The 11,394-nt window shown below is 75.9% G+C and carries 10 protein-coding genes; 3 read left to right on the forward strand and 7 right to left on the reverse strand.

What is annotated here, in order from left to right; all coding sequences use genetic code 11:
* Window positions 1-36 precede the first annotated feature (36 nt).
* Complete coding sequence (locus ACI78S_RS05780; protein WP_456971272.1) at window positions 37-615, forward strand: hypothetical protein; 579 nt, start codon at window positions 37-39, stop codon at window positions 613-615.
* Window positions 616-663: 48 nt separating this feature from the next.
* On the opposite strand, the gene ACI78S_RS05785 is transcribed toward ACI78S_RS05780, so the two are convergent.
* The 5 genes from ACI78S_RS05785 to ACI78S_RS05805 form a co-directional block, all read right to left on the reverse strand.
* Complete coding sequence (locus tag ACI78S_RS05785; RefSeq protein ID WP_456971273.1) at window positions 664-1,734, reverse strand: acyl-CoA dehydrogenase family protein; 1,071 nt, start codon at window positions 1,732-1,734, stop codon at window positions 664-666.
* A gap of 76 nt (window positions 1,735-1,810) precedes the next feature.
* Window positions 1,811-2,971: an acyl-CoA dehydrogenase family protein gene (locus tag ACI78S_RS05790; RefSeq protein WP_456971274.1), complete on the reverse strand. Its 1,161-nt coding sequence runs from the start codon at window positions 2,969-2,971 to the stop codon at window positions 1,811-1,813.
* A 43-nt stretch (window positions 2,972-3,014) separates the two neighbouring features.
* Window positions 3,015-3,320 carry a hypothetical protein gene (locus tag ACI78S_RS05795; protein WP_456971275.1) on the reverse strand — a complete coding sequence of 102 codons (306 nt, stop codon included), beginning with the start codon at window positions 3,318-3,320 and terminating at the stop codon, window positions 3,015-3,017.
* A 55-nt stretch (window positions 3,321-3,375) separates the two neighbouring features.
* Window positions 3,376-5,643, reverse strand: coding sequence for a SpoIIE family protein phosphatase (locus ACI78S_RS05800; RefSeq protein ID WP_456971276.1), 2,268 nt, complete (start codon window positions 5,641-5,643; stop codon window positions 3,376-3,378).
* Window positions 5,640-6,437: an alpha/beta fold hydrolase gene (locus ACI78S_RS05805; protein WP_456971277.1), complete on the reverse strand. Its 798-nt coding sequence runs from the start codon at window positions 6,435-6,437 to the stop codon at window positions 5,640-5,642. Before ACI78S_RS05805 ends, ACI78S_RS05800 begins: the two co-directional genes overlap by 4 nt.
* A 246-nt stretch (window positions 6,438-6,683) precedes the next feature.
* Between ACI78S_RS05805 and ACI78S_RS05810 the strand changes: the two genes are divergently transcribed.
* Window positions 6,684-7,409 carry a hemerythrin domain-containing protein gene (locus ACI78S_RS05810; protein WP_456971278.1) on the forward strand — a complete coding sequence of 242 codons (726 nt, stop codon included), beginning with the start codon at window positions 6,684-6,686 and terminating at the stop codon, window positions 7,407-7,409.
* A 311-nt stretch (window positions 7,410-7,720) separates the two neighbouring features.
* On the opposite strand, the gene ACI78S_RS05815 is transcribed toward ACI78S_RS05810, so the two are convergent.
* Window positions 7,721-8,011, reverse strand: a complete 291-nt coding sequence (locus tag ACI78S_RS05815) for a DUF6191 domain-containing protein (RefSeq protein WP_456971279.1) — start codon at window positions 8,009-8,011, stop codon at window positions 7,721-7,723.
* Window positions 8,012-8,220: 209 nt separating this feature from the next.
* Between ACI78S_RS05815 and ACI78S_RS05820 the strand changes: the two genes are divergently transcribed.
* A complete protein-coding gene (locus ACI78S_RS05820; RefSeq protein WP_456971280.1) occupies window positions 8,221-10,488 on the forward strand; it encodes a HelD family protein in 2,268 nt (755 codons plus the stop codon).
* A gap of 68 nt (window positions 10,489-10,556) precedes the next feature.
* On the opposite strand, the gene ACI78S_RS05825 is transcribed toward ACI78S_RS05820, so the two are convergent.
* Window positions 10,557-11,252 carry a hypothetical protein gene (locus ACI78S_RS05825; protein WP_456971281.1) on the reverse strand — a complete coding sequence of 232 codons (696 nt, stop codon included), beginning with the start codon at window positions 11,250-11,252 and terminating at the stop codon, window positions 10,557-10,559.
* Window positions 11,253-11,394: the final 142 nt, after the last annotated feature.

The following is an 11,394-nucleotide window of genomic DNA, read 5'->3' on the forward strand; positions in this document are numbered from 1 at the left end:
GCCCGATCCACCATCGTGCGAGGCAGCGCCCGAGCGATGGACGACGAGATCGCCTACGTGCGCGACGAGGTGATGCCGGCCCTGCAGGGGATGAGCGGCTGCGTCGGAGTGTCGATGCTCTGCGACCGCGAGGGCGGCCGCTGCATCATCACCTCCGCGTGGGCCGACGAGACGGCCATGCACGCCACGGAGCAGGCCGTCGTCGACTACCGCCGCCGCGCCGCCGAGGTCATGGGCGGCGACTACGAGACCCAGGCGTGGGAGATCGCGGTGATGCACCGCCTCCACGAGGCGCCCGAGGGGGCGTGCACGCGGGTGATCTGGGGACAGCGCAGCCCCGAGCAGATGGACAGCGACCTCGAGGACTTCCGCATGGTGATGCTGCCGCGCATGGAGGAGCTGCCCGGGTTCTGCAGCGTCAGCCTCATGCTGGACCGGGGTACCGGCCGGACGGTGACCTCGGTGACCTACGCGAGCCGGGAGAAGATGCGCGAGGCCGACGCGATGGCCGAGGCGATGCGCGAGGAATTCGCCCGGGCGGTGAGCATGGAGATCACCGGCATGGCCGAGATGGAGCTGGTGCTGCACCACCTGCGGGTGCCGGAGACCGTGTGACGGGTGCTCGTGCTCTGCATGCCCGTGGCATGCAGAGCACGAGCGTGCTCAGACCACCCGGGTGAGGGTGGGCCAGAGGGCGTCGGCGCCGCCGGCGAGCAGCCCGCCGCCGAGCACCCGGGACCAGTGCAGCTCGCTGCCCGCCTCGTCCCGCCACGACCACAGCCGGCGGGTCAGGTGGTGCAGCCTGTGCTCCTGGGTGAAGCCGATCGCGCCGTGCACCTGGTGCGCGAGCCGGGCGACGACCTCCACCGCCGCGCCCGCGCGCACCTTCGCCGCCGCCGCGGCGAGCACCGGGTCCTCGCCGCGGTCGAGCGCCTGCACCGCGGCGTCGACGAGCGCGGCGACCGCGGTGACCTCGCCGGCCATCTCGGCCAGCTCCACCTGCACCGCCTGGAACCGGCCCAGCGGCCGGCCGAACTGGTGCCGCTCCCCGGCGTACTGCACGGTCCAGGCCAGCACCTGCCGCAGCGCGGCCGCGAGCTGCACGGCCCGGGCCAGCGCGAACCGGGCCCGCAGCCCGGCCGCCTGCGCCGGGGTCAGGACGGCGCCGGTGGCCGGGACGCCGTCGAGCACCAGCGAGCCGCGCGGCTCGCCGGCGAGGTTGGCCGCCGTGGTGGCGTCCAGGCCGGTGGCGTCGACCAGGGCCAGCAGCGCGCCGTCGAGCCCGGCCGGGGGCTGCGCCAGCAGGGCGACCCGCCCGGCCACCCCGGCCCACGGCACGTCGGTCGCCGTCCCGGTGAGGAGGAACCGCCCCGGGCCGTCGCCGTCGTCCGACGCCGTGGTGGTCACCGCGTCCGCGAGCGCGAAGGTGAGCGGCTGGTCGAACGCGGTGTGCTCGACCGCGGCCGCCACCAGCGCCGGCCCGGCGACGAGCAGCTGCTCGGCCGCCGGCACGGCCGCCGCCCCGGCGGCCAGGGTGGCGACGACGGCCACGGCGTCGGCGAGCTCGCCGCCGGAGCCACCGGCCTCCTCGGGGACGCCGACGCCGGTCAGGCCCGCCTCGGCCAGCTCCGCCCACAGCGCCTCGTCCCACGGCCGCTGCGGCGTGAGCACGAACGGCTCGTGCCCGTCGAGGATGTCGCGGACGGTCTCGACCACCAGGTCCTGATCGCTCACCGCAGTGCTCCCTCGCTCGACTCCGCGCTCGCTCCGCTCCTCGCTCGTCCCTCGCTGCGATGCTCACTCGCTGTCGTCATCGCAGCCCCAGTCCACGGGCCACGATCCCCTTGAGGATCTCGTTCGTCCCGCCGCGCAGCGTGTAACCCGGCGCGTGCAGCTGCGCCTCGGCCAGCGCCCGGGCCAGCGGGTCCGGCGAGTCCAGCGACGGGGTCAGCTCCACCACCCGGCGGACCTCGTCGACCACGTCCGCCTCGAACGTCGTCCCGACGTCCTTGACCAGCGCGGCGGGGATGTTCGGCAGCTCCCCGCGGTCGAGCGCCGCCGCGATCCGCAGCGACATCTGCCGCAGCGCCAGCAGCCGGGCCGACAGCCGGCCCAGCGTCGCCACCGCCGCCGCGTCGCCCGACCCGGCCACCCACCGGGCGAACTCGGCCAGCAGCGGGTACGTCGAGAGGAAGCGCTCGGGCCCGGACCGCTCGAACGCCAGCTCCGCGGTCACCTGGTGCCAGCCCTCCCCCTCGACCCCGAGCAGCATGTCGCCGGGGACGACGACGTCGTCGAACACCACCTCGTTGAAGTGGTGCCCGCCGTCGAGGATCCGGATCGGGTTGATGCCGATGCCGGGCAGCGACAGGTCGACCAGCAGCTGCGACAGGCCGGCGTGCCGGTTCGCCGGATCGGCCGGCGAGGTGCGCACCAGCACGATCGCGTAGTGCGAGTGGTGGGCGTTCGACGTCCAGATCTTCGCGCCGTTGACCACCCAGTCGCCGTCGCCGTTGCGCGTGGCGCGGGTGCGGATCGACGCGAGGTCGGAGCCGGAGTCGGGCTCGGACATGCCGATGACGAAGAAGCACTCCCCCGCCGCGATGCGCGGGAGGATCCCCGCCTTCTGCGCCTCGGTGCCGTAGCGCAGCAGGTTCGGCCCGGACTGCCGGTCGGCGATCCAGTGCGCCGCGACCGGCGCGCCGACGGCCAGCAGCTCCTCGGTGACGGCGTAGCGCTCCATCGCCGAGCGCTCGTGGCCGCCGTAGGCCTTCGGCCAGGTCATGCCCAGCCAGCCGCGGTCACCGAGCTTCTTGGAGAAGGCGGGGTCCACCCCGGACAGCCACGTGTCGACGTGCGTGGCGAAGGAGCCGGCCGCGAGCTCGGCGGCCAGGAACTCGCGCACCTCCTCGCGCACCCGCTCCGCCGCCTCCGACCGCGGCGCCGGCGCCAGCGTCAAGGACGAGCTCATGCCCGCACCCTGCCAGAGGGCGGGGTGGCCGGCTCGTGCGAGGTCAGCCCTCCCGGTCCTCCTCGGCCGACGGCCCGCGGGTCAGCTGCCGCAGCTCGCTGACGACGTCGCTGGCGGCGGCGGTGAGGGAGAACAGCGCGCCCGACACCAGCCGGCGCACGCCGGCGGCGTCCAGGCCGAGCACCGACCCGAGCCCGGCCGCGACGTCGACCCCGGGCAGCCCGCCGCCCAGCGGCGAGCGGTGCGGCTGGTCGGCCAGGTCGGGCGACCAGCGCATGGCGTCGCCGGAGACGGCGTAGTCGCCGGTCGCGCCGTCGAGGGACTGAGCTATCGCGTCGTCGCGTTCCATGGCGCCTCCCCCGGAACCGTCCTGCCCCCACGATCCTCGCCCGGCGCCCCCTTTCTCAACCGGGTAGCCGGGTCAGCGCCAGCAGCGCGATGTCGTCGGCGCGGAACGGGCCGGTCAGCTCGGCGAGCAGCCGGTCGCAGACCTCGTCGGGGTCCCCGGCGCCGGCCCGCGCGGCCACCTGGAGCAGCCGGTCGAGGCCCGCGTCCAGGTCGGCGTCGCGGCTCTCCACCAGCCCGTCGGTGTAGAGCACCAGCGTCGCCCCCGGCGGCAGGACGCCGGCCCACTCCGCGGCCGGGGCCGGCGCCGGCGGCGCGCCCAGCAGCCGGGCGGGCCGCACGGGCAGCAGCTCGGCGTGCCCGTCGGTGACCAGCACCGGGGCGAGGTGGCCGGCGGAGGCGATCCGCAGCCGGCCGGTCGCCGGGTCCAGCGTGCCGAACAGCGCCGTGGCCATCCGCTGCAGCCCGAGCAGCGACCAGCCGGCCTGCAGCCGGTCGATGACCGCGCTCGGGGACGGCCGGTCGGCCAGCAGCGCCCGGTAGACGCTGTGCAGCTGGCCCATCGTGGCGGCGGCGGCGATGTCGTGGCCGACGACGTCGCCGACCGCCAGCGCCACCACGTCGCCGGGCAGGACGACGACGTCGTAGAAGTCGCCCCCGATGTCGACGCCGCGCGTCGCCGGCAGGTAGCGCACCGCCACCGCCAGGCCCTCGACCGCCGGCGGTGGCGGCGGCAGCAGGTTGGCCTGCAGCGTGTGCGAGGTGGCGACGTCGACCTCGTACCGCTGCGCCCGGTCGACGACCAGCGCCACCTGCAGGGCCAGCTGCTCGGCGACCTCGACGTCCGCCGCGGTGAAACCCGACCGGTCGCGGTCCGCGCCGAGCGTGAGCGCGCCGAGCGCGCGCCCCTCGGCGACCAGCGGGACGCTGACGATGCTGCGGATCCCCAACCGGCGCACGACGGCCAGGTGGTGCTCGTCGTCGGTGATCCGGCCCAGGTCCTCGTCGGTGAGCTCGGGGATCCACTGGGTGCGCTGCCGCCGCATGGCCTCGGTGGCGGGGTGCGGCCGCTCGGGCCCCGGCAGGTGCCGCGTGCGCAGCTCCTCGACCAGCGGCTGGCGCCCGGGGTCGCCGTGCCGCGCCGCCACCCGGGTGACCCCGTTGTCGGTGGCGAGGTCGATCAGGCAGAGATCGGCCAGCCGCTGCACGGCCAGCCCGGCCAGCCGGTCGACCACGTCGGTGACGTCGGCCGCCCCGGCCAGCAGCCGCGCCGCCTCCAGCAGGAACGTCGCGCGCTCGGCCGCCCGCGTCGCCTCCTCGCGCAGCCGCGCCCGCTCCAGCGCCTGCCCGGCCTGCCGGCCGAGCGTCCGCAGCAGGTCGACGTCGGCCGCGGGCAGCGGCCGGTGCACGCCGGTCGCCGGCTCGTCGAGGCTGAGCAGCCCGTCGCCGCCGCTGCCCAGCCCGAGCAGCAGCACGCCGAGGCGCCGGCCCTGCGCCGACACCGGGACGACGACCAGGTCGGTCAGGCCGGCGGCCGCCATCTCGGCGGCGACCAGCGGCTGGAGCTCCCGCAGCCGGGCGTCGACCGGCACCGCGCGCACCCCGCCGGCGAGCTCGAGCGCCAGCCGGCCGCGCGCCGCCGCGCGCAGCTCCTCCAGCAGCGACCGGGTCAGCCCGTCGGCCCGGACCAGGCGCAGCGCCGGCTCCTCCCCCGGTTCCGCCGCCGCCTCGTCGAGCAGCAGCAGCGCCGCCCCCGGCGCGTGCAGGGCGTGGCGGCCGTGGTCGACGATCACGGCCGCCACGTCGACGACCGTCGTCGCCGCGGCCAGGTCCGAGACGACCGCCTGCAGGGTCCGCGAGCGGGCCTCGGACTCCTCCGCGGCGCGCTGGGCGGCGAGCAGCTCCCGCTCGTAGCGGCGCCGGGCGGTGGCCTCGAACAGCGTCGCCCGCACGAGCAGCGGGGCGCCGGACGCGTCGCGCACCTCCACCGCGTTGAGCAGGCACGGCAGCGCGGACCCGTCGACCCGGACGACGTCCAGCGCGATCTCGCGCACCGCGCCCTGCATGCGCAGCAGCGGCGCGAGGTGGGTCTCGTGGAAGACCTGCCCGCCGATCGACAGCAGGTCCTGGAACCGGCTGCCGAGCACCTCGCGGGCGGTCCGGCCGGTCCAGGCGCAGAAGGTGCGGTTGACCTTGACGATCGTGCCGTCGGGCAGCGCGGACAGGTAGCCGCAGGGTGCGTTCTCGTAGAGGTCGGCCGGGTCCTCCTCGAGCAGGCGGGACAGCTCGAGCCGCGGGTCGCGGCCGCCGACGTCGACGCCGGTCACGGTCCCAGGAACGCTCTGATCGCGGCGACGGTCTCCTCCGGCGCCGACAGGTGGGGGCAGTGGCCGGTCGCCGCCAGCCGGGTGAGGGTGCTCCCGGGGACGGTCGCGTGCACGTACGCACCGACGGCGTCCGGGGCGATGACGTCCTGGCTGCACTGCAGCACGAGGGTGGGCACGCGCACGCCGGGCAGGTCGGCGCGGTTGTCGGAGAGGAACGTGACCCGGGCGAACTGCCGGGCGATGTCGGGGTCGGTGCGGCAGAAGCTGTTGGACAGCTCCTCGGTGAGCTCCGGCCGGTCGGGATTGCCCATGATCACCGGCGCCAGCTGCCTCGACCAGCCGAGGTGGTTGCTGTCGAGCGCCTCGAGCAGGTCGGCGACGTCCTGCCGGCTGAACCCGCCCACGTAGCCCTCGTCGTCGACGTAGCGCGGGTTCGGCCCGATCATGACCATCGCCCCGAACAGCTCGGGGGCCCGCTGCAGGGCCAGGACGCCGATCATCGCGCTCACCGAGTGCCCGACGAAGACGACGTCGGTCAGGTCCAGCTCGCGGCAGATCTCGACGACGTCCTCGGCGTAGCCGCGCAGCGAGCCGTACTTGCCGAAGTCGTAGGCCGACAGGTCCGAGCCACCCGAACCGACGTGGTCGAACAGGACGACGCGGTGGTCCCCCTCGAACTCCGGGGCGACGAAGCGCCACATCTCCTGGTCGCAGCCGAAGCCGTGGGCGAACAGCATCGGCCGCCCCGCCGGGAGCCCCCGCGCACGGACGCGGTTGCGCGTTCCGACGTCCACCGCCCCATCGTGGTTGCCGACGGCGGCCGGAACAACCCTTGCGGCACGGGAACGTCCGCCTCGGGGCGGAGGCCCGGTCAGCCGCACGGCGGAGCCTGCGGCCGTCCTCCTGCGCCGCCCGGACGATTTCCGGCGTCCCGGGCCGGAACGGGACGGAAATCCCTGTCGGCCGGGACACCGGGCTCCCTACTGTGCTCCCCGTTCCGAGCCAGAGACGAGCAGAACGCGACGCGAACGAGGTGCCCCATGACCGCCACCGCGGTCCTCCCCAGCTCCCCTCCCCGCCCGGCCCCGGCGCCGGGCCCGACCTCCTGCCGTGCCGTCGCCCACCAGCGCGTGCTCCACCAGCTGGTGCGGCGCGAGCTGCGCACGCTGGCCGAGCTGGCCACCTGGGCGCCCGCCGCCGAGCCGGCCCGCACCGCGGCCCTGACCCGGCACGCCGACCTCGTCGCGCGGGTGCTCCTGCACCACCACCGCGTCGAGCGCGAACTGCTGTGGCCGGCGCTGCAGCAGGCCCTGCCGGGCGACGCCGAGCTGCCGGCGCTGGTGGCCGAGTGGACGACCAGCTGCGGGAAGATCGACCACGCGCTGCGCGACCTGTCCACCGCGGCCCGGCAGTGGGCCGTCGCCGAGACCTGCCCGGCCCGCGACAGCTTCGCGATGGCCTGCCTCGACCTCGCCGACGCCGTCGACGCGCAGACCGCCCGGGAGGAGCAGGTGCTGCACCCGCTGCTCGCCGCGCGGCTCGACGCCTCGGTCTGGGCCGGGATCGCCCGCTCCGTGCGCTCCGACCTCTCGCCGCGGGAGCAGACCCTCGTGCTCGGTCTCGCCCTGGAGGACGCCTGCGCCACGGACCGCGCCCGGCTGCTCTCGGGCCTGCCCGCTCCGCGCCGGTGGGCGTGGCGGCTCGTCGGCCGCGGGCGCTACCGGGCCGCCGTCGTCCGGCTGCGGGGTGCTCCCCCGGCGCTCTAGGGAGGAGGTCCGCTGGGAGGCCCCGCTGCAGGGTCCCGCGCCGAGCGTGCGAGGCGTGGGGGCAGCGGGGTCCTTTCAGTAGCGGGACGTGCCGCAGTCGGCGCACCGCTTGCGCGGCGGCCGCGTCTCGCCGCGGCAGTTCGGGCAGACCCAGGTGGCCTGCCGCTCCTCGGTGGTCGTGGTGCTCATCTCATCCCCCTCGGTGGCGGTCGGGAACCACCGTAGGAAGCCGACGTGACGAGCCGGTGACCTCGACGTTGCGCTCGGGTATGCGCTGGTCGACCGGGTTGTGATCGCTCACATGCCGTGCGTCACAGGTAGGCCACGCCGCCGTCGAGGTCGATCCGGTTCGGCGGGGCGCCGTCCTCGACGTCGTCGCGCCGCAGCTCACGCACCCGCTGCTGCTCCAGGTCGGCCGCGCGCCCGGGGGCCAGCGCGGCGGAGAAGACGTCCATCCCGCTCGCGGTGAGCGCCGAGCGCCGCCGGCGCGACAGCGGCCCGCGCCGGGCCCCCCGCGCCGCCAGCTGCTCGAGCACGGCGACCGCGACGAGCAGCAGCACCAGACCCGGCAGGGTCAGCGCGACCAGCAGACCGACGCCCACGGGCGAACGGTAGCGCGACATGCCGCGGCGGGCAGGTGACAAGGCGCGGCGGACGTGCGCACAATGGTCAATTGCTGCGCAGCGCAGAAATGCGCTATTAGCCACGGATTCCGGCATTTTAACGGAGAGAGCAGGAATTGTCGAGGACTCGATCCGACGTCGTCCCCTCGGCCGGGAGCGATCCCGGGCCAGCCGCCGAGCAGGAGGCGGTGACCGTCCGCTACCAGCGGCTCGACGAGGCCCGCGAGCTGGCCGTGCGCCGGCTCAAGGAGGCGCTGGCCACCCGGCCGACCACCCCGCAGTCGGTCGGCGAGCGGGAGGCGGCGGCCAATTTCCAGACCGCCCGGCTGGCCGCGATCGACGCCGCCGAGAGCGGCCTGGTCTTCGGCCGGCTCGACCTGCGCGACGGCGCGGTGGGCGCCCGGTACGTCGGCCGGATGGGCCTGCCGGCCGACGACGGCGACGAGCCGCTGCTGGTCGACTGGCGCGCACCGGCGGCCCAGCCGTTCTACGTGGCCACCGCCCTCAACGACCTCGGCGTCGCCCGCCGCCGGCACATCCGCACGCGCGGGCGCCGGGTGGTGGGTGTCAGCGACGAGGTGCTCGACCCCGACGACCCGGCGGCGGCGACCTCCTCGGGCCTGACCGGCGAGTCGGCCCTGCTGGCCGCGCTCACCGCGCAGCGCACCGGCCGGATGACCGACATCGTGCGGACCATCCAGGCCGAGCAGGACCGCATCATCCGCGCCGACGCCAAGGGCGTGCTCGTCGTCCAGGGCGGGCCGGGCACGGGCAAGACGGCGGTCGCTCTGCACCGGGCGGCCTTCCTGCTCTACACCCACCGCGAGCGGCTGGCCCGCAGCGGCCTGCTCGTCGTCGGGCCGTCGACGACGTTCCTGCGCTACATCGCCGACGTGCTGCCCTCGCTCGGCGAGACGGGCGTGCTGCTGCGCGACCTCGCCTCGCTGCGGCCCGGGCTCACCGCCACCGGCACCGACGCGCCGGAGGTGGCCGAGGTGAAGGGGCGGCTGGCCATGGTCGACGTCCTCAAGGCCGCCGTCCGCGACCGGGAGGAGCTCCCGTCGGGGACCGAGACCGTGGTGGTCGACCGCACCAAGGTCGAGTTCCGGCCGGCCGACGCCAAGGCCGCCCGCACACGGGGCCGCGCGGGCCGGCGGCTGCACAACGAGGGCCGGGCGGTGTTCGCCCGCGAGGTGGTCGACGTCCTCGCCCGGCGCTACGCCGAGCAGCTGGGCGCCGACCCGCTGGGCGGCGCGAACCTGTTCAGCCGGCACGACCTCGACGACCTCCGGGCCGAGGTGGCCGCCGAGCCCTCGGTGCGGGACCTCATCGACCGGCTCTGGCCGCGGCTGACCGCCGAGCGGCTGCTCACCGAGCTGTACGCCTCGCCGCGGCGGATCCGCGCGGCCACCCGCGGCTGGTCCGACGCCGACCGCGCGCTGCTGCACCGCCCGGCGGGCGCGGCGTGGACGCCGGCCGACGTGCCCCTGCTGGAGGAGGCCGAGGAGCTGCTCGGCGCCGACCCGACCCGGCGGTCCCGCGCCGACCGGCAGCGGGAAGTGCTGGTGCGCCAGGCCCAGGAGACCCTCGACATCCTGCTCGGCTCCCAGTCGACCGACGTCGACGTCGACGAGGAGGCGGAGTTCCTCTCGGCCGGCGACCTGCTCGACGCGGAGCTGCTCGCCGAGCGCCAGGCCGTCGTCGACACCCGCACCGCCGCCGAGCGGGCGGCCGACGACCGGACGTGGACCTTCGGCCACGTCGTCGTCGACGAGGCCCAGGAGCTCTCGGCGATGGCCTGGCGGACGGTGCTGCGGCGGGTGCCCACCCGCTCGATGACCGTCGTCGGCGACGTGGCGCAGACCGGGTCGGCGGCCGGCGCGACGTCGTGGGAGGAGATGCTGCGCCCGCACCTGGGCACCGACTGGCGCATCGAGCGGCTGACCGTCAACTACCGGACGCCGGCGGAGATCATGGCGGTCGCCGCCGACGTCCTCGCCGCGAGCGGTGCCGGGACCGAGCCGCCCCGGTCGGTGCGGTCGACGGGGGTGCACCCGACGGCGGAGCGGGCCGACGAGGCGGAGCTGCCCGCGCGGGCGGCGGAGGCGGCGGCCCGGCTGGCGGCCGAGGGCGGCACGCTCGCCGTCCTCGCCCCGCCGAGCCGGCTGGCCGCCGTCGCCGGGGCGGTGGCCGCGCGGCTGCCGGGGACCTCGGCCGACGCGTCCGCCGACCTCACCGCCGGCCCCGTCGTCCTCCCGCCGGAGGCGGCGAAGGGGCTGGAGTTCGACGCCGTCCTGGTGGTCGACCCCGCGGGGATCGTGGCCGAGGGCGTGCGCGGTCTCAGCGACCTGTACGTGTCGCTCACCCGCGCCACCCGGGCGCTGGCGGTCGTGCACCCCGGCGAGCTCCCGCCCTACCTCTCCCGCCTGGCGCCCGGACAGCCCGCGACGCGATAGGCGAAGGAGGCCATGCACGCGGTTCGGGGACCGGAACCGTGTGCATGGCCTCCTGCGCCTCTGCCAGATCAGGCGCGGTCCCAGGCCTCGTCGCGCATCCGCAGGACGATGACGCCGCACCAGGCCAGCGAGATCGCGACCAGCGCGGTGCTCAGGGTGGGCAGCCAGGCGTCGTTGGCGAAGAAGAAGAACACCAGCCAGCCGACGACGCTCAGCGCCACCGGCACGAACGGGATCGCCTTGGCCTTCCACGCGGCGAACACCGCCAGGTTCGTGCCGATCAGCAGGCCGATGATCGCCGGCAGGTTGAACAGCGCACCCTGCGCGTAGCCGCCGGCCGCCTCGTAGACCTGCAGCGCCTGGTCGGCGGGCAGCGTGGTGGCCAGCGCGACGTCGTAGAAGTCGACGGCGACGATGCCCGACAGCCCCGCGCCCAGGCCGGCGAAGAGCATCGCGGCGATGGCGGTCCGGGCGGCGCGGCGACGGGCCAGGTGCACCAGCGTGAGCGCGGCGGGCAGGAGCAGCAGGTAGCCGTAGTGCAGGACGACGGCGGCCCACAGGACGCTCGCGGTGTGGTCGGCGCCGACCTGCAGGTACTCGGCGTCGGTGTTGTTCTCGTACGGGATCATCGCCAGGCTGACGCAGACGGTCGTGCCGGAGGCGATGAGCGAGAGCCCACCGCCGATCCGGCGGAACCGGCTGCCGGGCGTGACCTCGGTGCGCGGGGCGGCCGCCGCGGCGGTCGGCTCGGTGGACGCGGTCATCGGATGTCCTTCCAGGGGGTCGTTCAGGGCACCGACAAGGTCTCCCGCCCCGCGTCCCCGGCCCCAGGGCTCGCTGTCCCGAAGTCCCGGGCGGAGGTGTCCCCGGCGCCGTCCTCCCACGCCGCGACGGCTCCTCCCCCGC

The sequence above is a fragment of the Geodermatophilus sp. SYSU D00815 genome (genome assembly GCF_054050035.1).

What these genes read in the sequence shown, in the direction of transcription:
- ACI78S_RS05780 (WP_456971272.1), top strand. Translation starts at nt 37, where the DNA reads ATGGACGACGAGATCGCCTACGTGCGCGACGAGGTGATGCCGGCCCTG.
- ACI78S_RS05790 (WP_456971274.1), bottom strand. Translation starts at nt 2,971, where the DNA reads ATGAGCTCGTCCTTGACGCTGGCGCCGGCGCCGCGGTCGGAGGCGGCG.
- ACI78S_RS05795 (WP_456971275.1), bottom strand. Translation starts at nt 3,320, where the DNA reads ATGGAACGCGACGACGCGATAGCTCAGTCCCTCGACGGCGCGACCGGC.
- ACI78S_RS05810 (WP_456971278.1), top strand. Translation starts at nt 6,684, where the DNA reads ATGACCGCCACCGCGGTCCTCCCCAGCTCCCCTCCCCGCCCGGCCCCG.
- ACI78S_RS05825 (WP_456971281.1), bottom strand. Translation starts at nt 11,252, where the DNA reads ATGACCGCGTCCACCGAGCCGACCGCCGCGGCGGCCGCCCCGCGCACC.